We start from the raw sequence: 23,146 nt of genomic DNA on the forward strand, positions 1-23,146 counted from the left end.
CGCCACCAACGGATAATTTATTGAATTCAGACGTTTTAACCGGGTTCGAAGCATTACCGATAACTTCGGGGGGAGGGATGGCATGAAGAAGACGGCTTTGCTTTTTGCGCTTTCTTTGGCTGTCGCCATGGTATTTTCGGGCTGCGCCGATACTTCGGGGCCGACCGTCAAGGTCGGAGTGATCGCGGAACTTACCGGAGACATTCCCGCGGTCGGGGCGTCGTGCAGAAACGCCGCGGAACTGGCCGCCAGGGAAATAAACGATGCCGGCGGTCTCGACCTGGGCGGCAAGAAATACAAGATCAAGCTCTTCATCGAGGACAACGCGGGAAAGGCCGAACAGTCCGTCTCGGCCGCGCAGAAACTTATCACTCAGAACGACGTCGTTGCGATCGTCGGACCCAACGCCAGCAGGTACGCGGTCCCGGCGTCGGAAATCGCCGAAAGCTCCAAGGTGGTGTTGATTACTCCCTGGTCGACGACGCCGAAGACGACGCTGGACGCAAGGACGGGCGCTTCCAAGAAGTACATCTTCCGCGCATGCTTCACGGATCCTTTCCAGGGCCGCGTCGTGGCGCGGTTCGCGCTGGAAAACCTGAAGGCGAAGAAGGCCGCCGTCCTTTACGACGTCGCCTCGGAGTACAACAAGGGTATCGCGGAAATATTCAAATCGGCGTTCGAGGAAAAGGGCGGCAAGGTGGTCGCCTTCGAGACGTACACGACTAACGACAAGGACTTCTCCGCGCAGCTGACCAAGATAAAGAAAGCCGGACCGGAGGTCGTGTTCCTTCCCAACTATTACAGCGAGGTCCCGCTTCAGGTACAGCAGGCCCATCGCCTCGGGATCAAGGTCCCGTTCATCGGCAGCGATTCGTGGGGAAGCGAGGAGCTTGTCAAGCTGGCAGGCAAGGATGTAGAGGGCTACTACTTCAGCACCCATTACGCGGCCGACGCCGCCACCCCCGCCGCCACGAAATTCATCCAGGCGTACAAGGCGAAGTACAACACCACGCCGGACGACGTCGCAGCCCTCACGTATGACGCATTCGGGCTGCTTATCCAGGCGGTCAAAAGCGCGGGGAAAACGGACCGGCAGGCCGTCCGCGACGCACTTGCGAAGATCCCCGGTTACGAGGGCGTGACGGGGAACATGCAGTTCAAGGAAGGGTCCGGCGACCCGATCAAGAGCGCCGTTATCCTCAAGATCAAGGACGGAAAGTTTGCCTGGTTTGCAAACGCGAATCCCTGACGGATTCGGGACGGGCGCGCCGATTCTCTTAAGCGGCGCGCCTTCCCTGCATCGATAACGCCCGCAGCCCGCACGCCGCATGAACTATCTTCTTCAGCAGTTGCTCAACGCTCTCCAGCTGGGGAGCATCTACGCCCTCATCGCGCTCGGCTACACGATGGTCTACGGCATCCTCACCATGATCAATTTCGCCCACGGCGACCTCTTCATGATCGGCGCCTTCCTCTGCTTCCTCGCGGGAGTCACCCTCGGCCTCCCGTTCGTGCCGACCCTGCTTTTGTCCATGGCGGGCGCGGCGATGCTCGGCGCGGTGATAGAGCGCCTCGCGTATAAACCGCTCCGCAACGCCCCCCGGGTTTCCCCCATCATCACGGCGCTCGGTGTGGGGCTCTTCCTCGAGAACTTCACGCTGGCGCTCAATCCGTATCCCAAGCACATCGCGCCGCTTCTTCCCACGCACATCTGGACGGTGGGGGGTGTTTCCGTCTCTTCTCTCCAGGCGATCATCATCGTCCTCTCGATCTTCCTCATGGTGCTGCTGGATCTCTATGTGAACCGGACGATGACGGGGATGGCAATGCGGGCGATTTCCTGGGACAGGGCCAATGCCGCCCTCATGGGCCTGCCGGTGGACGGGATAATTTCAGCCACGTTCGCCATCGGGGCGGGCCTGGGCGGAGCCGCGGGCGTCATGTACGGCCTGGCCTACCCGGTCATCGACCCGTACATGGGCATCATGGTCGGTTGGAAGGCGTTCATCTCCGCCGTGGTCGGAGGCATCGGCAGCATCCACGGTGCGATGCTGGGCGGGTTCCTCCTCGGGGCGGTCGAAGTTCTCGTGGCGGCCTACTTCCCGTCGACCTTCCGGGATTTCGTTTCGTTTTCACTGTTGCTGGTGCTGCTGGTGGGCAGGCCGTATGGAATACTGGGCAAGCCCAGGCCGCAGAAGGTTTGACGGTGGAGAGCGCAAGCGGACAAGGAAGATTCCGGGGCATCGTCCGGGGCCTCGCGGACAGCCGGCGGGCGGCGCGCGTCTGCCTTTTCCTTGGTTTCCTTCTCTCGTTCGCAATCCCGCGCTTCGGGCTGCTGGACCAGTACGTGCAGCTTATCCTCATGTACGTCGGCATCAACGTCATCCTGGCTGCGAGCCTCAACCTGGTAAACGGTTACATGGGTGAGTTCTCGGTCGGCCATGCGGGCTTCATGGCGGCAGGGGCCTACCTTTCATCCATGCTGACGATCTTTTCGTTTCCCCCCGGCTTGTCGGAATGGCTGTTTCCGCTGGCGGTCTTCGCCGGAGGGGCGGGCGCGGCGCTGATCGGGCTGTTGGTGGCGGTCCCCTCGTTCCGGACGAGGGGAGATTATCTCGCCATCGTCACGCTGGCTTTCAACATGATCGTGAAATCGGTACTTGAAAACATCGACGCTGTCGGCGGCCCGCGGGGGGTCCTGGGCATCCAGAGGATGACCACGTTGCCGTGGATCTTCTTCTGGACGGTCTCGGCGATCTGGGTGATCCGGAACTTCGTCTATTCCAATCACGGCAGGGGGGTCCTTTCCATACGCGAGGACGAGACCGCCGGGGAGCTGATGGGCGTCGACACCCGGCGTGTCAAACTGCTGGCGTTCGTCGTTTCCGCATTCTTCGCGGGAGTGGCGGGCGGGCTCTTCGCGCACCTGATACAGTTCATCAACCCCAGGATGTTCGACATCCTGAAATCCACCGACGTCCTCATCATGGTCTACCTCGGCGGCATCGGGTCGATCGCGGGCTCGATACTCGGGGCGACGATCTACACGGTCTTGCTGGAGCTTCTCCGTCCTCTCGAAATCTGGCGGATGGTCCTGATGCCGCTGATGCTCGTGCTGCTCATGATCTTCCGCCCGCGGGGAATCATGGGGCTGAGGGAGTTCCGATGGTTCGTGCCCGCCCGTGAATGGGCCGCCTCCGTCGCGAGGATACGGGCGGGAAGGGGGGCCGATGCATCTACTCAAGGCTGAGCGGCTCACCCATCGTTTCGGAGGCCTGACGGCCTTGTCCGATTTCCGCCTCTCGCTCGAGCGGGGCGAGCTGGTCGGCCTCATCGGTCCGAACGGAGCGGGAAAGACTACCGTGTTCAACCTGATTACGGGAGTCCATCCCCCATCGGAAGGAAGCATCCTGTTCGAAGGAAAGGAGATAACCGGAAAACTCCCGAACCGGATCACCGCGATGGGAATCGCTCGGACGTTCCAGAACATCCGGCTCTTCCGCGACCTTACCGTGCTGGACAACGTCCGCACCGCCTTCTACGCCCAGGTGGAGTACGGCGCCGTCGAGGGGCTGTTCCGGTTCGGGCGGTTCTCACGGGAAGAGGAGCGAATCGCAAGAAGGGCGATGGTGCTGCTGGATGCGTTCGGCTTGCGCGAGTGGGCGGACGTGCAGGCGAAAAACCTTCCTTACGGTCTGCAGCGCCGCCTGGAGATAGCCCGCGCGCTGGCGACCGGCCCCCGCCTGCTGCTGCTCGACGAGCCGGCGGCCGGGATGAACCCGAACGAGATCCTTTTGCTCATGGATTTCATCCGATGGATACGGAAGGAATTCGACCTGACGATCCTGCTCATCGAGCACCAGATGCCGCTCGTGATGGGGATCTGCGAGCGGATAGTCGTGCTCGATTTCGGCGCCACTATTGCCGAGGGAACTCCGAAGGAGATCCAGAAACACCCGCGCGTGCTTGAAGCATACCTGGGCGACGAGACGAAGCCATGACGGCCACGCCTCTCCTTTCCGTGCGGAATCTTTCCGTTTCCTACGGCAACATCCAGGCCGTCCGGGGCGTTTCGTTCGATGTCCACGAGCGGGAAATCGTCACGCTGATCGGAGGGAACGGAGCGGGCAAGTCTTCCACGCTGCGGGCGCTTTCCGGGATAGTCCGGTACGAAGGGGGCGTCTTCTTCGATGGGGAAGACCTTCGCGGCGTATCCGCCCAGGGGATCGTCGCACGTGGGATCGTCCAGGTCCCCGAGGGGCGCGGGATCTTCGGCAACCTGACCGTGATGGAAAACCTTGTGCTTGCTACGTGGCAGCGGAAGGACAGGGAGGAGGTCGCGCGGGATTTCGAGCGGATCTTCTCCCGGTTCCCGCGCCTCGCAGCGCGCAGGCGGCAGCTTGGCGGGACGCTCTCCGGAGGCGAGCAGCAGATGCTTGCCGTTGCGCGGGCGCTGATGACCCGTGGACGGCTCCTGCTGCTGGACGAGCCTTCGATGGGGCTTTCGCCGATGCTGGTGCGCGACATCTTCGACACGCTCGTGGAGATCAACCGGGGAGGAACGACGATCCTGCTGGTCGAGCAGAACGCCAACATGGCGCTCCAGACGGCCGCGCGGGGCTACCTTCTCGAAACGGGCGCCGTCACCCTGGAGGGAACCGGCAGGGAGCTGCTCGGCAACCCGAAGGTCCGTGAAGCATACCTCGGCGGGACGGGATAGCCCACTCTGCATACCTGCGGTAAGCGTCGGCGTCCCTACCTCAGGAAGTTCCGCACGATTTCCTTGAATACCGGTTTCTCGACCTTCGCCGCGATGCCGGGGACGTATGCGCCGCCGTCGGGAAGGGTGCCGCCGACGCCGACCGGGCGGGCCAGGTACGCGCCGACGAACTCGTACAGGCGCGCAAGCTCGCGCTCGATCCAGGAAGGCGCCTCGGCCGCGTTCTTAAGTTCGTCCATGTTGCTCGCCATGGCGGTGGGATACATTGTGACGAGGTATCCCTTCCTGTAAGGGTTGTCCCTGGTCATGGCCGCCCGCGCCGCATCGCGCCGGACATCGGCCACCTCTCCGTCGATCGGAGAGATGAAATCTACCTTTCGATCTCCGGAAACTACGGTGAACAGCGTATCTCCCTGCCGGACCTCCCTGTGGAGTTCGGGCAGCTCGATCCGGTCGATCGTCCCCATGAACTGGCGGGCGAAGTCATCGATCCCGACCCGCGCCAGGCCCGTGTCCTCCAGGTACGCCCAGGTATGGCCGCGGTGGAAAAGTGCGTTTTCGGCCGCTTCCCGCTTCCTTTTGCCTTCAAGCGCCAGGTCGATGACCAGGAACGCAGCGATGCCAAGGATCATGAGCAGGATTGTCATGACGTCACCTCCTTGTTTTGCTGACTTCCATTGGAGCATCGTTCGTGCCAACGGTGGATCCGCCCCGGCGGCGACATTAATATCATTGAAATAAATGGGGAATGTTGGCTATCAGGAATGGATCGCGGGAATCGGTTAGACGCTCAAACTGTTGAATATATCTACACGGTATCCGGCTTTTTAATTTTTCTACAGGTTTTTGATGGGATAGGGTGTTGAGAAATTCACCGGCAAGATGAATTTTTCAACACTTGTTTTTCTCCATAAAAAAAACCTGCGCCATCATGAAATAACGACTGGAATTTTTCGTTCCATGCAACCCTGGAATATATCCCGTAGTTCCCCCTCCGCGACGGGGCGACGGGTCGAAAGTACCCTGCGCCGAATCAAAGGAAGTATTTTACGCGCTTCGTCCAGGCCGATGTCGATGCCCAGCTCATGCAACCGGAAGCGGACTGCAGCGGTGCCGGAGTGCTTGCCGAGCACGAGGCGCCTCGTGGCGCCCACCTCCTCCGGCGGGAAAGGCTCATAGGTGGAAGGATCCTTGATCACACCGTCGACGTGGATCCCCGACTCGTGGCGGAAAGCGTTCTCCCCCACTATTGCCTTCCCCGCGGGAACCGCCCTGCCGGAGGCGCGGGCCACGTAGCGGCACAGATCGAAGAACAGTTCGGTGCGGATACCCGCATCGATCCCCTCCACTTTTTTCAATGCCATCACCACTTCTTCGAGCGACGCGTTCCCCGCCCGCTCCCCAAGGCCGTTCGCGGTCACGGTGACGTATCGCGCCCCTCCCCGGATGCCCGCAAGGGCGTTCGCGGTCGCCATCCCGAGGTCGTCGTGGGTATGTATCTCTATCTCCATCCCCGTGGCCTCCTTAAGCCTGCGCACCGCGTCGCACGTGCGAAACGGATCCAGCACCCCCACGGTGTCGCAATATCGCAGCCGTTCGGCGCCCGCCTTGCGGACCGTCTCGGCGAACCGGACGAGGAAACCGAAATCGGCCCGCGAGGCGTCCTCGGCCCCGGCCGCCACGGCAAGGCCGGCCCTTCTTGCGTAACGGACCGCTTCGGCGGCCCGTTTCAGCGCCTCATCCCCGTTTATCCGGAGCTTCATGCGAAGGTGAAGGTCGGATACCGGAAGGGAAACGAACACGAAAGATACACCGCACGTTGCGGCTGCTTCGATATCCTGTGGAAGGGCACGGCACCAAACCGAGATCCTGGCGGAAAGCCCTGAAGACGCGATCTCCCTGATCGCCTGCCTTTCCTCCTCTCCGGAAGCGGGGGATCCCGCCTCGATCTCCGGCACGCCCATTTCATCCAGCATCCGGGCGATCCGCACCTTCTCAGCCCGTGAGAAGGCTACCCCGGCCGCCTGTTCCCCGTCGCGGAGCGTGGCGTCGTTAACAATTACCTTGTACATGCAATTCCTCTTCCCCCGGTGCGGGCCACAGCGTCCGCAAGCCGAATTCCAGAGCGATCCCTGCGCCGAAAGCGATGCTTAAATTGCCGGTCGCCAGGGTTATCAAGCCGATGGAAACGGCGACACCCGTCTCGCGCGGCAGATGGAGGATGTCCCGGATGAGCCTGCCATGCTCTATCCCCACGTAGAGCAGAAACATGCCGAGGACCGCCGCCGGAACCAGCGAGCACAGGGACGATATGGAGTTCCCGAAGAACGCTCCGAGCAGCAGCAGGATCGAACCGATGAAAAGCCCCGCCCGGCCGGTGCGCGCGCCGAAACGGTAATGGGCCGTCACGCCGCCGGAGCCGTGGCACATGGGAAGCCCTCCCGCAAGCCCCGAGAACAGGTTCGCGGCTCCCAGGGACGCCGAGAGGCGCCGCTCCGTGACCTTTTCGGCCGATTTTCCGAAGCAGGTGCGGCAGGTAGCGGCCGTAGCGACGATCGAGTTGGCGAAGGTCAGGGGAATCTGAGGCAGGAGGAGCGTGAAAAGCACGGTGTCCAGGTCCGCCGATGACGGGATCGAAAATCCGGGCAGCGAGAAACCGGCCGAAAGGGAAGACAACGTCCCCGGTGCAGCCCACCACAAGCCGCACAGAACCCCGAGCAGGACAGCCGCCAGCGCAGACGGGAACCTGCGATCCCGCGCCGAAAGGAGAAGAAGGACCGCCGTGACGGCTGCGACGATCGCGCCCGCCGGGATCGTCAATCCTGCTGCCTCGAATGAAGGAGTCCAAAGGTCCTTCCCAAGGAGATTCCATCCGCCCTTGACCAGCAGTATGCCCAAACCGAGCTGGATCCCACGGACTACCGGACGCGGGAAGAGCGCTTTCAGCGGTCGGTCGAGCCGGAACACAGCGATGGAAATGAAGATCGCGCCCATGAAGAGGGCAGTGGCGGCGATTTCCTGCGGAGCGGCGCCGATGGCGATAGCGACGGCGGAAGTGGCCTTCAGCGGCTGAACAGGCATGGGAAGCCTGAAGGACAGGCTCGCGGCGACGTAGAACAGCCCCGCCGAAAAAAATACCGGCGCCGCATCGAGCCCGCAAACGGCAATCAGGGAGACCGCCAGGGGCAGAAACGTCCCGAGGTCGCCAAGCGAGCCCGAAAATTCCTGGACGTTGCGGCGTAAAGCGTCTTTCATACGACTGCGCCTTCGCTGCGACGCCGCAGCAGCGTCTCGTAATTTTCCCGGACGGCGTCCTCGATCCTGTTGCACGTCATCGCCGCATGGATTCCGTATGAAGCCAGCACCCTGCGCGGCTCGTCCCCGATCCGCACGGAAAGGACGGCGTGGCACCCGGAAAGGCTCGCGAGAACCCGTTCCATCCGTTCCCCGGGGTCGTCGCAGGCAAACCTTGACGCGCAGTACTTGTCCACTTTCCGGCGCTCCATGAAGCGGATCGCGGACCCCTCGGCGTCGTAGATCAGGAACTCGTCCGCGTGACCGAAGTGGAGGTCCACGAGAAAGCCGCTTCGGGAAGCGACCGCGAACCGCAGGGACTCGCCCCGGCTATCCCGCTCCCCGCCGGATGCGACTGCGCGGTGAGGGAGCTCCCGCACCGTTCCGTTTTCCACGAAGAGGGGGCGTTCGTCGAGAACGTTCCCCACGGCGTCGGCGCGGCACTGGGCGCAATGTCGCATCTGGGGAAGTATCCCGGACATTTTCTCCCGAACGATCGACAGCGCCTCGCGGCTCACCATGGGGAAATTCCCGAAAAAGGTGCCGGGCGTCGGGATGAACGGCATGATGTTGGCGATCTCCGCTCCCTTTTCCCTCGCGAACCGGACGATACCCCCTGCCTCCGCGTCGTTCACGCCGGGGATGTAGACGATGTTGACCTTTACGTGTATTCCCGTCCCCCGGAGCGCATCGAGCGCCTCCTCCTGCCGGGCCAGGACGAACAGCGCCGCGTCGATGCCCGAATGCCTGATCTCTCCGTCGTCCGCCCATGAATAGAGCATCCGCGCCGTTTCCGCGCGGCGGGAGTTGATCGTGACCGTTACATATCGAAGCCCCGCTTCGAGCATCCCGGATAGATGCCGGGGAATCCCGACGCCGTTTGTGGAAAGGCAGAACTCGATATCGCGGTCCTCTTTCCTTATGAGTCCCAGCGTCCCGAAGGTTTCCTCCGGGTTCGCCAGGGCATCGCCCGGACCGGCGATCCCGACGACGCGCAGGTTCGGGAATGCCGCTTTCATTCTGCGGAACCGTTCCAGCGCCTCTTCGGGCGTGAGGACGGCGCTTGTCACCCCCGGCCGGCTCTCGTTCACGCAGTCATACTTCCGGTTGCAATAGGCGCACCGGATGTTGCACTTCGGCGCCACCGGGAGATGGAGGCGGCTGAACCGGTGCGCTGCGCCGGCGGAAAAGCAGGGGTGCTCCGCGGAAGCGAGGTCGGTCACATCGGCACCGGTTCGAACGAGAACGCTTTCTTGGAGCAGGTCCGGCCGCAGGCCCGGCAGCCGATGCAGTTGCCCGGGTTTTCGACCGTCATGAACATTTTGGCCGAATCGTCCTCGTCCGCTTCCTTGCATCCCAGGACGCCGTAAGCGCAGATCTTGAAGCACCGGCCGCAGCCGATGCACATCTCTTCATCGATGGACTTGATGAAGTGCGGTGTCCATTCCCGCTTGTCCCGAGTCAATCCGGTGATGTAAGCCATCTTTATCCCTCCGTCTTTTATTCTGTTCGCCGGGCGCCGCCTCGTTCATTCTTCTTCCGCAAACTTTTGTGCATTCACCGCGTTCATGGCCTTCCTGAGCCACGGCGGCGGGCTCCCTTTCAGCACCTCCTGGAGCCTCGCGACCGCTTCCGCGACGGGCAGCGCACCCCCGGTTTTCATCGGGTGTATCCTGCGGGCGACGAGCCTGGCCGCCGCCGGACCTCCGATCTGCAATGTATAGACGATGGCGCATCCGGCGATCGCGTCGGCGCGGGCCGCGATCCTGTCCTCCTCGTCGCCGCCGCCGCCCGGACTCACCTCCTCGAGGAACTTCGCCTCATCGGGCCCCACTTCCCACACGTGGAACGACCGCGCCGCTCCGAAGTGCTCGTCGATCCGTTCGCCGGTTGTGCTCGTGAATGCAACTCTCATGGCGTTCACCTCACCATTTCAGTTGTGCGCCAGTTTCAGCGCCTCGGCCGCGTTTGCCTGGAGCAGGTTCGCCGCCTCGAATAGAAGGTTCATCGTCCCCCGGTATCCCGTCCACATCTTCATATGGGCGCCGAGCCGGTCGAAAACCGGCAAACCGGCCCGCAGGTGCGCCTTGATTCCCAGCTTTTCCGCCGCCTGCCTGCCGTTCGAGTTCGCCACAAGCAGGTCCGTCCCACCGCCCGCTTCCTCCAGGTCCTCGAGGTCGCCGACGAATACCCTGTCGCAAGGAAGGTCGTCGAGCCCCCGGGTACGGGTGGCGGATATCGCCGCCCGGATTTCGCATCCCATTCCGGCGAGGAAACGGACCATCCCCTTCAGCGCGTCGGCTTCGAGCGCGATGACAGCCTTCTTCGCCCCGAACTGATAATGGCTGTCCGCCATCGCGTCCATGAGGCGGCTGCGCCAGCGGCGCTGCTTCTCCGGAACAGGCCGACCGCTTATGGCCGACAGTACGGACATGAGGCGGTCCGTCTCGGCAATACCCGTCACGGAAGTGAACCCGTACGCCGGAATGCCGAAGTTTTTTCCAAGCATCAGAGCCGCCTGGGCAAGGGAATCGCCCACGAACAGCGTGGCGACGCTGCGCCCGGCCATCCCTATCCCATCCACGGAAATGCCGCCGGTTGAAAGGGGCGACGCTTCGTCATCGATGTGGCCGTCGAGGGAGCGGGAGATGTCCGGCACGGCCAGGACGGTCAGCCCGAAGGACTCGATCAGCTCCTTGATCTCCTCGACGTCCGCCGGAGTCAGATGGCCCCCCGGCAGCAGGGTCACCTGCCCCCGGACCGGCTCCCCCCCCTTCGCGAGGGTGCCGACGATGGACTCGACAGCCGCCGCAAAACCTTCCTGCATCGAGCCGCAGTAGTCCGGCGTGCGGGCACAGACGATCGGGATCGATGCGATTTCAGGGTTCTCGCGGCGGAAGTGGACGATGGCGCTCCGCACGTCGTCCCCCATCGTCTCGGTAAGCCCCGAGGTCATCACGCCCACCACTGCCGGATGGAATTTCTCGATCGCCCGGCGAAGCCCTTTTTTCAGGTTCTCCCAGCCCCCGAAAATGGCGGTGTCTTCACTCATCGCGGTCGAGTTGAGGGCGATCGATTCCTTGAAGTGGCGCGAGAGCTGAAGGCGGATGAAAGTGGAGCACCCCTGCGCACCGTGCAGGAGCCCGAGCATCCCGTCTATCCCCAGGTACGCCAGGGTCGCTCCCAGGGCCGGCGAATTTTTCTGGGGATTGACCGTCGCAGCCTTGGCCGGGATCGTGACCCGCGATGCGGACAGGTCCTCTGCAAGCAGCGCACGGGCATGACCGGCCGCCTTCGATGCATCGGTCTCCACCCGGCCGCCGCCTTTTTCCCACGGCGCCCCTGCCGAAAGGACCGGCCAGATCGGATTGTTGACCGTCAGGTCGAGCTGCTTCGCGAAGGTGACCATGCCTTCGTATCCGGCGTACGGCCAGGCCCTTCCGTGATTGATGTCGAGGAACGGGGTCCTGGTCTTTAGCGCCAGAAACTTGGTCTTGCCGCCCGCTACGATCAGGTCGGGCATCTTCTCCCGCATGATCGCCAGGAGTCCCGCCGTGGACGTATCGTCAATGATCCGGGCGTCCTTGTGCATCAAGTCCTTCATCCGGCGGAAGTCGTCGAGCGTCGAGTTCTGCGTTCCGGCTGCGAGGACCTCCACACCCAACTCCCGCAGGGCGTTGACCATGGACCAGGTCTTCACGCCGCCGGTGAAGAGCACCGCGCGCTTCCCTGCGAGACGGGCGCGGAAGGGGGCGATCCGCAAGCGGCAGAGAGCCTCTTCCTGCCGGATGAGCCGCTCCGCCCTCTCCTGCAGAAGCATCGAGCCGGGGCTTCCTGCGGCGTTGTCCAGCTCCCGTGCGATTTCCCTCATCGCCTTGGCAGTATCGGTCGTGCCGTAGAAAGACTCCTCGAGGTACGGCATTCCGTACCGTTGCTTCATTTTCCTGGCCAGGTTGGTGAGGCTCTTGGAGCAGACGACCACGTTGAGCCTCGCACGGTGGGCGTAGCGAAGATCCTCGAACTTCGCATCGCCGCTGAAGCAGGAGAGTATGTTGATTCCGAGCCTTTGGAAAAGGGGCTGGATCCCCCAGAGGTCGCCCGCGATGTTGTACTCGCCGATCAGGTTGATGTCGTAGCCGGTGGTCGCCGGAGGCTCCGCCGTCCCTATTACGTATTTGAGAAGGATCTCTCCCGCGAGCCGGTTCCCTATGTTCTTGTCGCCGATAAACCCCGGAGTGTTGACCGGGATCACGGGAACAGGGATCTTCTCCGACGCCGCCTTGCAGACCGCTTCCACGTCGTCCCCGGTCATGGCGGTGACGCAGGTCGCGTAAACGAAGATCGCCTTCGCCTGTCCGCGGTACCGCGCTGCCAGGTCGAGGATCGCCCGGTGAAGCTTTTTCTCCCCGCCGAAGACGACGTCGTTTTCGAGCATCTCGGTGGTGAAGCCGCGCCTGTAGAGCCGGGAGCCCGACGAGCGCGCCCCCCGGTTGTCCCAGGAATTGCCCGCGCAGGCGATCGGGCCGTGGACCAGGTGAATCGCATCCGTGATCGGCATCAGGACCACTCTCGCCCCGTCGTAGGCGCAGCTCCGTTCCGTCCCCTCCCCCGGTTCCGATTTCCTGCAGAACCTGGGTGCGCCCTTTTCAAGTTCCGCGCACTCCTTCGGGTCGTAATAGTCGGGCCGCGCCACGGTATCTTCCCTCGTCCCCTTTTTTTCTTCGCGTTACCGCATCATTTCGAAATGACGCTCGTCGCAGGTCTCGTCCGTAATATCGATGAACTTGTTGCAGATCTCGGTGACCATGTTGATGACCCCCTGGTAGCCGATCAGCGGAAACCGGTGCCGGTTCACCCGGTCGAAAATCGGGAAGCCGAACCGGAACAAAGGGATCCCCGCGTCCCGGGCGGCGAACTTTCCGTGGGTGTCGCCGATCAGGGCATCGACCGGATCGGTCATAAGGAGACTCCGCAGGTGCCACAGGTCCCTGTTCATGTAGATCTTTCCCGCCTTGCCGTACGGCGAAGCGTCAAGGAGCGCCTGTATCTCCTTCCCCAGCTTCTTCGATCCCTTGCTGCACAGGATGTGGTACGGCACCGCCCCCATCTCCAGCAGGAAGGAAACGTATCCGGTGAGATGGTCCGGGTCTCCGTAAAGAGCGAACTTCTTCCCGTGGATGTACTGGTGGGAGTCGGTCATCGCGTCCACCGCGCGGCCCCGCTCCGCCTTGAGCGAATCGGGGACCGGCCTGCCGAACAGCTCGGAGAGCTTCATCAGGAGCGCGTCTGTCCTTGCGATCCCCATCGGCATCGGCAATGCGGCGTGGCTTCCCGGGTAATTTTCCCTGATCCAGGCAAACGTCTTCGCGGTGGCGTACGGAGCGACGGTCAAAGTCGCCTTTCCGTTGATCGAGTCGCCCGCCTCCTCCAGCCCGGTCCCGCCGGGGTATAGCCGATAAGTGCCGTCGAGCGGAGAGTCGAAGGTCTCGGATATGTCCGCAAGGAAAGCGCACGGGATCCCCATTGCCTGGAAGATCCGTTTGTACTCACGGTAGTTCCCGGTATTGGCGTCGAAGCCGGCGATGAAGTTGATCTTCCCCGTGCAGCGCCCCTCCACCGCCTTTCCGGCGGTCAGGTTCTGGAGGATGGAAAGAAGCATCGCGTCGTAGCCGTGGATATGGGATCCGTTGAAGCTCGGCGTGTTGGCGTAGGCTACGGGAAAATCCTGGGGGATGTGCCCCTTTTGCCTCGCGTTCCTGATGAACGCGGTCAGGTCGTCGCCGATGATCTCCGGCATGCAGGAAGTGAACACGGCGATCATCTTCGGCTTGTATAGCGCGAAGGCATTCTCCAGCCCCTCGTGGAGGTTGTTCTGCCCGCCGAACACCGCTCCGTCCTCGCTCATGGCGCTGCAGACGGCCGGGGCGGGCTCGCGGAAGTGGCGGTTGAGCGTCGAGCGGTAGTAGGAGGCGCACCCCTGGGATCCGTGCACGAAGGGGAGGCATCCCGCGAACCCGTGGGCCGCCAGCTCCGCTCCCAGCGGCTGGCAGGTGTGGGCGGGATTGATCACCAGCGCCTGGCGGGCGAAGTTCTTCTCCCGGTACTCTTCCGTATTTATCCATTCGGAGACCCGTAGCTCCTCTTCCGCCGGGATCGGGGTAACCGGCTTCACTTCCAGTCCGAGATTGTTCGCCATGCTTTCGCTCCTTCCTCAGAACGGCGACTTGACAAAGCCCCAGGTCGGGCTGTTGATCGCCATGTCGATGTCCCGCGCGAAGATCGGGAAACCCTTGTAAGCGTGATACGGGCCCGAATAGTCCCAGCTGTGCATCTGCCGGAAAGGGAGCCCCATTTTCTGGAAGACGTACTTCTCCTTTATGCCGCTTGCCACCAGGTCCGGTTTCAGCTCGTCGACGAACCGTTCGAGCTCGTATTCGGAGGCGTCGTCGTAGATGACCGTGGCGTCGGGCATCTCCGGGGAGGTCCGCTCGTAATCGTCGGAGTGGGCGAACTCGTACCCGGAACCGACGACGATCATCCCCAGGTCCTCGTATGCGCCCACCGTGTGGCGGGGGCGCAAGCCCCCCACGTACAGCATCACCTTCCTGCCTTCGAGCCGCGGCCGGTATTCGTCGATCACCGCCTGCATCTGCGGATCGTACTTCGCGATCGCCGTCTCCACGTTCTCCTTGATCCTGTCGTCGAAACGCTCCGCCAGCTTGCGCAGGCTTTCCCGGATCTTCGTCGGCCCGAAGAAATTCAGCTCGATCCACGGGATGCCGTACTTCTCCTCCATGACACGGCTCATGTAGTTCATCGAGCGGTAACAGTGGATGATGTTGAGTTTCACCCTGTGCGTGGCGGCGATCCGCTCGATTTCGCCGTCGCCGGTCCAGGTGGCCTTTACGTTCAGGCCGATTTCTTCGAGCAGCGGTTTCACCGACCAGACGTCTCCGCCGATGTTGTAGTCGCCGATCAGCGCCACGTCGTAAGGGGTCTGCGGCTCGGTGAACTCGCGCGTCTCTATGACGAAGTCCCGTATGGTGTCGTTGGAGATGTGGTGGCCGAGGGACTGTGAAACCCCACGGAAGCCTTCGCAGTTGCACGGGATGACGGGGAGATCCAGTTCCTTGCTCATTATCCTGGCGACCGAGTTGATGTCGTCGCCGATCAGTCCGACCGGGCACTCGGAAAGGACCGAGATCCCCTTGGCGAGCGGGAAGAGCTCGCGGGCTTCCCGCAGAAGCACCGCCAGCTTCTTGTCCCCTCCGTACACGATGTCCTTCTCCTGGAAATCCGAGGTGAACTGCATGGCGAAGTTGGTGACGCCGTTCCTGCCGCTCATGAGGTTGCGGCGGGTCCCCCAGGAGTACCATCCGCAGCCCACCGGTCCGTGCGATACGTGGAGCATGTCGCGGATCGGCCCCCAGACCACTCCCTTGGCGCCGGCGTAGGCGCAGCCGCGCGCGCTCATTACGCCCGGGACGGTCTTCCGGTTCGATTTCACGCAGGCGCCGCACGAGGACGGGTCGTTGGGCGCCAGGTGCGGAGCGCGCTTCTTCCTCCCCTTCTCGGGATAGGCCACAAGCGCCCGGTCGATCATCTCAAGGGTCGATTCCCTCGTTATGCCTTCCACTTTCTTGACGGGGTGCGTCATCGGTGGACTCCTTCAAGAGATTGGGGACGACATACATGTCCCTGGCCCGCGGGTCGGCTCAGGTCGCGGTCCCTTCTGCGACGCCGATGATCGACTCGTCGTCGTCCTCGATAACGCCGAATTCCATCAGCAGGTCCTCCAGCTCCTCCATCTGCAGCGGCGTGGGGACGACCAGGTTCCTGTTTTCGTCTATTTTGCGGGCGAGCTCCCGGTACTCGTCGGCCTGCCCATGGCTCGATGAGTATTCGATCACCGTCATTCTCCGCAGCTCCGCGCGCTGCACCTGGTTGTCCCGCGGAACGAAATGGATCATCTGAGTGCCCAGGCGCCTTGACAGCGCCTCGATCAGGTCGGCCTCGCGGTCCGTGTTGCGGGAGTTGCAGATGAGTCCCCCCAGGCGGACCTTTCCGGACATCGAATACTTGAGTATCCCCTTGGCGATATTGTTGGCCGCGTACATGGCCATCATTTCGCCGGAGACGACTATGTAGATCTCTTCCGCCTTGTTCTCGCGGATGGGCATGGCGAACCCGCCGCAGACGACGTCGCCGAGAACGTCGTAGAAAACGAAATCGAGCCCGGGGACGTACGCTCCGTTTTCCTCCAGGAAGTTGATTGCGGTGATGACGCCGCGGCCGGCGCAGCCGACGCCGGGCTCGGGGCCGCCGGACTCCACGCACCGGATGCCGCCGTACCCGATCTTCAGGACGTCGTCCAGTTCGAGGTCTTCCACGGTCCCGCGTTCGCGCACGAGGTCCATGACCGTCTGCTGGGCCTTCGCATGAAGGATGAGGCGCGTGGAGTCGGCCTTCGGGTCGCAGCCGACGATCATGCACTTCTTTCCCAGTGCGGCGAGCCCGGCCACTGTGTTCTGGGTTGTCGTCGACTTGCCGATGCCGCCTTTCCCGTAAATCGCGATCTGTCTCATGGTGCGCACCTCCGATTGATCTGGCCAGCATGCATGGCAAACGCGGTGCCAGCCGCGGGAGAAATTTTCAACCCCATGTTTTCACCGGAGAAAAAGATTTCCGCCCTCCCGCCCGGGGCGGGACCGCAACAAAAACGGCGACGATAAGGTCTCCGGGGTCGACAATATTGTCGGAAACAGCGCGCCGCGGAATGCCGTGGCCCCTCCCCTGTGCCCGAATCTCGCGGTCCTGCGGGCATTTTCCGATCCGGTCCGGCTTTTGCTGTCCTGATGAACCCATGAAACGTCCGCGGCTGACGATGAACCTTTGCAATCTGCCTTCCTGGGCGATCGCATCGCGGGGCTTCAACGAAAACCCGCGGCCGATCGTGATCCAGGGAGTGCGTGGGGCGCACCGGCAGCTCTTCCTGCGCCTCGACGCGCAGGAAGATCCCGCGCTGCGAGGAGCGGCATTTCACGACTACATGGACGTGGCGTTCCAGCTTCACCAGTGGAAGGGGGAGGAATCGGAGCTGGGACGAAGGAGCCTGAGGAACAGCTACCTCCGGTTCCTTCGCGGCTGGATGTTCGACGCCAATTCCATGGAGGGAGCGGTGCTTAAAGGGTGGGTGGAGAGCCGTTTCGGCATCCCGCCGACGTTCCACAGGGAGCCGATCGACGACATCCACTCGGATGCGTATTCCCGCTACACGATCGATCGGATGAACGGTATGGCGCGAACGAATTCGATACAGGCCCAGCTCGATGTCCTTTATGAGTTTACGCAGTACGAGCTTGCGCGCCGGAACCCGGATTCCTTTTCGTTCACCCTTTTTCGCGGCGTGCACGATTTTTCCGAACACCGCGTCCTTGAAAATCTCTCGAAGGACCGGTGCATTTTGCTCCTCAACAACCTCAACTCGTTCACGCGCGATTTCGAACGCGCCTGGGAATTCGGAAGCCGGGTTCTCGAAGCGATTGTCCCCGCGCAAAAGATTTTCTTCCGCGCGGACCTGCTGCCCCTGCTGCGGCTTAAAGGGGAAGAGGAAGTCATCGTCATCGGCGGGGAATACGAAGTTCGGGTGCGTACGTCATGACGCACGGCGATCTCCTTAAGCGCGGAAGGGCGGCGTTCCTCGGCCTGGCGGTCGGGGACGCCCTGGGGGCAACCACCGAGTTCATGGTCCCGGGAGAGATACGGGACCGGTACGGCGTGCACCGGACGATCGTCGGCGGCGGCTGGCTCAGACTCAAGCCCGGAATGGTGACGGACGACACGGAGATGTCGCTATGCATCGCGCGGGCTTTGGTTCGCGCCGGCGGATGGGACTTAAGAGGGATCGCCGACAATTTCGCCATGTGGTTGAGGAGCAAACCTGTGGACGTGGGAGCCGCCTGCCGGCGCGGGATACGCGATTACATGCTTAAAGGACGTCTATCGGCGCCTTGCAACGAGTGGGACGCCGGAAACGGGGCCGTCATGCGAATGACCCCGGTGGCCCTCCTCACGCTGGGGGACGGAGAAACGCTCGCCCGTTGCGCCGTGGAGCAGGCGCGCATAACCCATAACCATCCTCTTTCGGACGCCGCCTGCATCGCGGTCGGGCGAATGATCCAGGAGGCGGTACTTGGCGCCCCGCTTCAACGCCTCCGGGCGATCGCCGAGGAACTCGCACTGTCCCATACCGCGTTCGCTTTCGAGCCCTACCGCGGGGAAGCCTCGGGATACGTGGCCCACACCCTTCAGACCGTTTTTCACGACTTCTTCGCGGCCGACGGTTTCGAGGAGTGCCTTGTGCGGGTGGTCAACCGTGGAGGAGACGCCGATACGACGGGAGCGATTGCAGGGTCCATCGCCGGGGCTTATTACGGGCCCGATGCCATCCCGGCCGCATGGCGCAGGAGGCTCGACAGCGCCGTCCGCGCGGAGGTGGAGGGGCTGGCGGAATGGCTGGTCCGGCTCTCCCCCTCATGGACGCGATCCGAAAGATTCCCCGACGAACATCAAGAAGGGAGGTTGCCGGCATGAACGAGAAAGGATCCGCCTCGCTTTTTCCCCGCGACCTGCGGCAGCAGGTGCTGGAGCTTACCGCCCTGTACGAAATCAGCAAGGTCCTCACCGAGTCGCTGGACCTGAAGGTCACCTGCGCGCGGGTGCTGAAGCTCCTTTCCCAGATCCTCGGCATGGAACGCGGAACGTTCCTCATGCGCGACCCGGGTAAAAAAGGGTCGTCGATAGTCGCGGCCCACGGCATGACTCCCGAAGAAATCCAGCGGGGGAAATACCGTGTCGGCGAAGGAATCGTGGGGAGCGTGTTTTCCACCGGGAGCCCTGTCGTCGTCCCGAGCCTCGGAAGCGAACCGCTGTTCCTGAACCGGACCGGGTCGCGCACGCGGCTGCTGGAGCGGCAGGAGATCGCCTTCATCTGCGTTCCCGTCAAGGTGCGGGGCGAGGTGGTCGGGGTCTTGAGCGTTGACAGGGTATTCCCCGACCGGCTCTCGTTCGACAACGACGTCCGCTTTCTGACAATCGTCGCCGGCAGCCTCGCGCAGGCGGTGCGGATCAGCGAAATGGTGCGCGATGAGAAGCAGCGCCTTCTCGACGAAAACGCCGATCTCAAGGCCGAACTCAAAGGAAGGTACCAGTTCGACAACATCATCGGCACCAGCGACCGCATGCAGGAGATCTTCGGCCAGGTCGACCGCGTGAGCAGGAGCACCGCCACCGTGCTCCTGCGGGGAGAGAGCGGAACGGGGAAGGAGCTGATCGCGCGGGCGATCCATTACAATAGTCCCCGCAGCCGCGGTCCTTTCATAAAGCTCAACTGCGCGGCGCTGCCGGAGACGCTCCTCGAATCGGAACTGTTCGGCCACGAAAAAGGGGCCTTCACCGGCGCGACCGGCGAGAAGAAGGGGCGGTTCGAACTGGCGGACAGCGGGACGCTCTTCCTCGACGAGGTCGGCGACATACCGTTAACGTTCCAGATGAAACTCCTGCGGGTATTGCAGGAACGGCAGTTCGAGCGGATCGGCGGGACGGAGACGATCACGGTGGACGTGCGCCTCATCGGCGCCACGAACAGGGACCTGGAGGAAGCGGTGCGCAAGGGGACGTTCCGCGAGGACCTCTATTACCGCCTGAACGTAATCCCCCTGTTCCTCCCGGCGCTGAGGGAGCGAAAGGAGGACATCCCTCCGTTGATCGAGTTCTTCCTCGGCAGATTCAACGCCGAGAACAAGAAACAGGTGCGGCTCGGCCGCAAGGTGGTCAACACGCTGCTCTCCCACGCATGGCCCGGAAACATTCGGGAACTACAGCACACCATAGAGCACATCGTGGTCATGGCCCGGAGCGACGAGGCATCGACGGAGGACCTTCCCCTCTCCCTGCGCAACGGGCATGCCGCCGTATCCTTCTCCGCGCTTGCTCCCCAATCCTTGTCATCGACCCCGTATTTTACGCCGGACCCGCTTCCTCGCGAGGGACTGGCTCCGCAAATATCTTCTTTCCCGCGGAGTATCCGGAACCGCTCCAGCATCGCGGAGGCCGAGCGCCAGCTAATCGCCGATGCGCTGCGGAAATGCGGAGGCATCCATGCCCGCGCCGCCACGCTCCTGGGGATCACAGCCAGACAGATCGGTTACAAGATAAGGAAGTACGGGTTGGAACAGGCACGGTAATGGGGGCGGAAATCACGGAACAGACATTACACCGGGTCGTCGGTGGCCCGGCGTGAAATCGACCGTCAGACCGCCATTACCGACAGGTGCTTCGCCTTCCCGTAGGCAAGTATCCTCTTGTCCCGGGTCAGCAGGATCGCCCCTTCCCGGCGGGCGGTGGCGACGATAATACGGTCGGCCGGATCGCCGTGGAATGTCCCCGGCAGACGACTGCTCTCCACGGCGATTTCCGGCGCCAGGGGGACCAATGCGATTCCCGGCGCGCCCAACGCCTCATTGACCCACGCCATGCAGTCTTTGGACAGGCGGATCCGGCCCTTCGCTTCGAGCATCGCCACTTCCCACACCGAGATGGCGGATATTCGTACAAGTCCTTGAGATGCCGCTTCTTCCATGACCCTGACGCCGGAAGGCTTCATGTCCCCTTCCCCGCTCATGAGCCAGAGCCACACGTGAGTATCGAGGAGCAGGACACGTTCAGTTTTCGGCATCCCACTTCTCGCCCAAGGGTGAGATGACGTCTCCGACTATCGTGATCGTGTTCTTCATGAAACCGTGGATTTCAACCGGCGTCTCCTCGTAAGGAACGAGCCTCGCGACCGGCTTTCCCCGCTTGGTTATTACAACTTCCCCGTGACGGGACTTTACCTCGTCCATCAGCTTCAGGCACTTCGCCTTGAATTGTCCCGCGGAGATCTTCATCGAATATCCCTCATGAATGGTCACATAACCATGGTCATATTACCATCCAGGAATCGACGCGTCAATCCGGCTTCGGCCTTTTGCCGGCCCCGCCCCCGGCCGGCATTTTCAACCGGAGATCATCGCGAGGCGTGGAGGGAACACTGCGCGGGGATACGGGTTTAATAATATGTCGCCATAGCATCACTGCCTAACAGGCGACGGAAGAAAAGTACGGAGGAACAAAATATATGCCTAATATCAAGCAGTTGATAGCGGCGCCAGTGTTTGCGGTCATTCTGTCGGTTTTTTCGGCCGCGGACGCGTCCGCCGGGAGCAGCTTCGGTTTCAGCTTAAGTTACAGCGTTCCTTACTACTACCCATACGATTTCCGGGCGACGTACGGGTGGCGGGACGGCCACGCCCCATACGGCCATTGGTCGGGCGATCGCCACCATTATCGTTCAGGCTGGGGCGGACATCATTACCGGAATTACGACAGGCATTATTACAGGCACCATGATCAGTATGGCCACCGGCATTGGCGTGGGTACGGACGCTGGTAAGAGTTGAAGCGGGTTATTGCAGGAGCATATGGACAAGACCGGCGGCCGCCCCACCGAGCACCAGCCATGTCGCATTGACTTCGTACCGGATGAGAAGGACCGCCGAAACGAGCCCGATCGCGACTGACTGCGGGTCCACAAACGAGGCGCGGCCCAACTGCCAGGTCACCGCGGCCATGAGGCCCAGCGAGGCGACGTTGACGCCGTCCAGAAACCGCCCCGCCGTGGCCGACCCCCGCAACCGTTGAACGAAAGGAAAAGAAGCGGCGACGAAAATAAAGGAAGGCAGAAAGATGCCGAGGGTCGCAAGCAGCGCCCCCGGCATGCCTCCGAGCAGGTAACCGATGAACGTTGCCGTCGTGAAGACAGGTCCGGGCGTCACCTGGCCGATGGCAACTGCGTCGAGTAACTGCCGGTCGGTGAGCCAACCGAGGCGGACGACGAAATCGGCGCGCAGGAAAGCGAGCAGGACGTAGCCGCTGCCGTACAAAACGGCCCCTATTTTCAGAAACACAAGGAACAACACCGGCAGGCTGAACGGCACGACACCGAGAGCGGGCAAACCCGATCCGGCGAAAAGCGCAAAGAAACCCGCTACGTCACCCTTTCCCATCCGGCGGATGCTCGCGGCGAACAGTACGGCGAACCCTCCGGCGAACAGCAAGACGATCTCGTTGGCACCGAGGAAATAGAGCACAAGTACGGCAATCCCGACTGCAGCCGTCAGCGGGCCTTTGACCGCTTTTCGCCCAAGGTCCCAAAGCGCCTTTGCAATTATGGCGATGATGACGGGCTTTATGCCGTACAGGGCCGAACCGATTTCGGGAATGGAACCGAAGCGTACATAAGCCCATGCAAGTGCCGTCACGACGAGAACAGCGGGCAGAATGAAGCAGAGGCCTCCGAGTATCAGGCCCGCCCATCCCGCGCGCAGGAAGCCGAGATGAATCGCCATTTCCGTGGAATTCGGCCCCGGGATGAGGTTCGTGGCGCCGAGCAGGTCGAGGAAGCGCTGGTTATCCAGCCATTTCCTTCGATTGACGACCTCCGCATGCATCATGGATATGTGCGCCGCGGGACCGCCGAAGGCGGTGATGCCGAGCCGCAGGAAGTATCCGGCCACTTCCGCCAGTCTTCCCGGCGGGAAACGGGCTGCCAAAGGACTGCCCCCCCTTTTTCATCTTTTCCTTTTCCCGCGCGAGACTTCGCCTCGAAGTTCCTCGAGCTGCGACAGGATGATATCGAGGACATCACGCCCCTTGTCGGTCAGGTAGTAGCTTTTCCGGGCGTGGAGGCCCCCCTTGGCGGCCGTCACGCAACGCAGCCAGCCGTTGCGTTCCATCCGGCGAAGCATCGGGTACATTGTCCCCGGGCTGACCTCGTAGCCATGCCGGCGCAACTCCTGTAGCATCCACTGCCCTACGACCGGTTCCTTCCCGGCGTGATGCAGGATGTGAACTTTCCAGAAGCTGAATAATATTTCCCGCGTGATCGTCTTCATTTCCTGCTTCATGATGAATATCGTAGACGATTATCGTAATATCGTCAATCCGACGAGATATAATGATTTGCCGGACCAACCATTAGATATGGCTGGTAATGCGCGGAAATACCAGGTTCTACGGAAATACCTATGAGAC

22 protein-coding genes are annotated in these 23,146 nt (G+C 62.2%); 8 read left to right on the forward strand and 14 right to left on the reverse strand.

What is annotated here, in order from left to right:
- Nucleotides 1-82 precede the first annotated feature (82 nt).
- From HY896_10305 to HY896_10325, 5 genes are all read left to right on the forward strand, one after another.
- A complete protein-coding gene (locus HY896_10305; GenBank protein ID MBI5576737.1) occupies nt 83-1,249 on the forward strand; it encodes an ABC transporter substrate-binding protein in 1,167 nt (388 codons plus the stop codon).
- Nucleotides 1,250-1,328: 79 nt separating this feature from the next.
- Nucleotides 1,329-2,204 (forward strand): branched-chain amino acid ABC transporter permease, encoded by an 876-nt coding sequence (locus HY896_10310; GenBank protein MBI5576738.1) that lies wholly within the window; start codon nt 1,329-1,331, stop codon nt 2,202-2,204.
- A gap of 158 nt (nt 2,205-2,362) precedes the next feature.
- Nucleotides 2,363-3,250: a branched-chain amino acid ABC transporter permease gene (locus tag HY896_10315; GenBank protein MBI5576739.1), complete on the forward strand. Its 888-nt coding sequence runs from the start codon at nt 2,363-2,365 to the stop codon at nt 3,248-3,250.
- Entirely contained in the window at nt 3,231-4,001 is a 771-nt protein-coding gene (locus tag HY896_10320) for an ABC transporter ATP-binding protein (protein MBI5576740.1), read from the forward strand. The genes HY896_10315 and HY896_10320 overlap by 20 nt, the downstream gene beginning before the upstream one ends.
- Nucleotides 3,998-4,720: an ABC transporter ATP-binding protein gene (locus HY896_10325; GenBank protein ID MBI5576741.1), complete on the forward strand. Its 723-nt coding sequence runs from the start codon at nt 3,998-4,000 to the stop codon at nt 4,718-4,720. The genes HY896_10320 and HY896_10325 overlap by 4 nt, the downstream gene beginning before the upstream one ends.
- Nucleotides 4,721-4,755: 35 nt before the next feature.
- Here HY896_10325 and HY896_10330 read toward each other — a convergent pair whose 3' ends face one another.
- From HY896_10330 to nifH, 10 genes are all read right to left on the reverse strand, one after another.
- Nucleotides 4,756-5,367 carry a glycine cleavage system protein H gene (locus tag HY896_10330; protein ID MBI5576742.1) on the reverse strand — a complete coding sequence of 204 codons (612 nt, stop codon included), beginning with the start codon at nt 5,365-5,367 and terminating at the stop codon, nt 4,756-4,758.
- A 282-nt stretch (nt 5,368-5,649) separates the two neighbouring features.
- Entirely contained in the window at nt 5,650-6,792 is a 1,143-nt protein-coding gene (gene nifV / locus HY896_10335) for a homocitrate synthase (protein MBI5576743.1), read from the reverse strand.
- The gene (locus HY896_10340) at nt 6,773-7,975 is read right to left on the reverse strand and encodes a hypothetical protein (GenBank protein ID MBI5576744.1); all 1,203 of its coding nucleotides are present in this window, start codon (nt 7,973-7,975) and stop codon (nt 6,773-6,775) included. The genes nifV and HY896_10340 overlap by 20 nt, the downstream gene beginning before the upstream one ends.
- Complete coding sequence (locus HY896_10345) at nt 7,972-9,237, reverse strand: radical SAM protein (GenBank protein ID MBI5576745.1); 1,266 nt, start codon at nt 9,235-9,237, stop codon at nt 7,972-7,974. The genes HY896_10340 and HY896_10345 overlap by 4 nt, the downstream gene beginning before the upstream one ends.
- Nucleotides 9,234-9,497, reverse strand: a complete 264-nt coding sequence (fdxB, locus tag HY896_10350; GenBank protein ID MBI5576746.1) for a ferredoxin III, nif-specific — start codon at nt 9,495-9,497, stop codon at nt 9,234-9,236. Before fdxB ends, HY896_10345 begins: the two co-directional genes overlap by 4 nt.
- A gap of 45 nt (nt 9,498-9,542) precedes the next feature.
- The gene (gene nifX / locus HY896_10355; protein MBI5576747.1) at nt 9,543-9,929 is read right to left on the reverse strand and encodes a nitrogen fixation protein NifX; all 387 of its coding nucleotides are present in this window, start codon (nt 9,927-9,929) and stop codon (nt 9,543-9,545) included.
- Between the two features lie 18 nt (nt 9,930-9,947).
- Complete coding sequence (locus HY896_10360; protein MBI5576748.1) at nt 9,948-12,707, reverse strand: bifunctional nitrogenase iron-molybdenum cofactor biosynthesis protein NifEN; 2,760 nt, start codon at nt 12,705-12,707, stop codon at nt 9,948-9,950.
- Nucleotides 12,708-12,740: 33 nt separating this feature from the next.
- Nucleotides 12,741-14,210, reverse strand: a complete 1,470-nt coding sequence (gene nifK / locus HY896_10365; protein MBI5576749.1) for a nitrogenase molybdenum-iron protein subunit beta — start codon at nt 14,208-14,210, stop codon at nt 12,741-12,743.
- 15 nt (nt 14,211-14,225) lie between these two features.
- Complete coding sequence (nifD, locus tag HY896_10370) at nt 14,226-15,671, reverse strand: nitrogenase molybdenum-iron protein alpha chain (GenBank protein ID MBI5576750.1); 1,446 nt, start codon at nt 15,669-15,671, stop codon at nt 14,226-14,228.
- Between the two features lie 58 nt (nt 15,672-15,729).
- A complete protein-coding gene (gene nifH, locus HY896_10375; protein ID MBI5576751.1) occupies nt 15,730-16,599 on the reverse strand; it encodes a nitrogenase iron protein in 870 nt (289 codons plus the stop codon).
- Between the two features lie 278 nt (nt 16,600-16,877).
- Here nifH and HY896_10380 point away from each other — a divergent pair, with 278 nt between their 5' ends.
- Genes HY896_10380 through nifA form a run of 3 tightly spaced genes read left to right on the forward strand, consistent with a single transcriptional unit; the run spans nt 16,878 to nt 20,259 of the window.
- Nucleotides 16,878-17,675, forward strand: a complete 798-nt coding sequence (locus HY896_10380; protein MBI5576752.1) for an NAD(+)--dinitrogen-reductase ADP-D-ribosyltransferase — start codon at nt 16,878-16,880, stop codon at nt 17,673-17,675.
- Entirely contained in the window at nt 17,672-18,607 is a 936-nt protein-coding gene (draG, locus tag HY896_10385) for an ADP-ribosyl-[dinitrogen reductase] hydrolase (GenBank protein MBI5576753.1), read from the forward strand. The genes HY896_10380 and draG overlap by 4 nt, the downstream gene beginning before the upstream one ends.
- Entirely contained in the window at nt 18,604-20,259 is a 1,656-nt protein-coding gene (gene nifA, locus HY896_10390; GenBank protein ID MBI5576754.1) for a nif-specific transcriptional activator NifA, read from the forward strand. The genes draG and nifA overlap by 4 nt, the downstream gene beginning before the upstream one ends.
- A 65-nt stretch (nt 20,260-20,324) precedes the next feature.
- Here nifA and HY896_10395 read toward each other — a convergent pair whose 3' ends face one another.
- The 4 genes from HY896_10395 to HY896_10410 all read right to left on the reverse strand — a co-directional run bounded on the left by HY896_10395 (nt 20,325) and on the right by HY896_10410 (nt 23,019).
- Nucleotides 20,325-20,750 (reverse strand): type II toxin-antitoxin system VapC family toxin, encoded by a 426-nt coding sequence (locus HY896_10395; GenBank protein MBI5576755.1) that lies wholly within the window; start codon nt 20,748-20,750, stop codon nt 20,325-20,327.
- Nucleotides 20,737-20,961 (reverse strand): type II toxin-antitoxin system Phd/YefM family antitoxin, encoded by a 225-nt coding sequence (locus tag HY896_10400; GenBank protein ID MBI5576756.1) that lies wholly within the window; start codon nt 20,959-20,961, stop codon nt 20,737-20,739. Before HY896_10400 ends, HY896_10395 begins: the two co-directional genes overlap by 14 nt.
- A 558-nt stretch (nt 20,962-21,519) precedes the next feature.
- Nucleotides 21,520-22,665 (reverse strand): chromate efflux transporter, encoded by a 1,146-nt coding sequence (gene chrA / locus HY896_10405; protein ID MBI5576757.1) that lies wholly within the window; start codon nt 22,663-22,665, stop codon nt 21,520-21,522.
- An 18-nt stretch (nt 22,666-22,683) separates the two neighbouring features.
- The gene (locus tag HY896_10410; GenBank protein MBI5576758.1) at nt 22,684-23,019 is read right to left on the reverse strand and encodes a helix-turn-helix transcriptional regulator; all 336 of its coding nucleotides are present in this window, start codon (nt 23,017-23,019) and stop codon (nt 22,684-22,686) included.
- Between the last annotated feature and the right edge of the window lie 127 nt (nt 23,020-23,146).

Source organism: Deltaproteobacteria bacterium (genome assembly GCA_016218975.1).
Lineage (GTDB): Bacteria > Desulfobacterota > Deferrimicrobia > Deferrimicrobiales > Deferrimicrobiaceae > JAENIX01.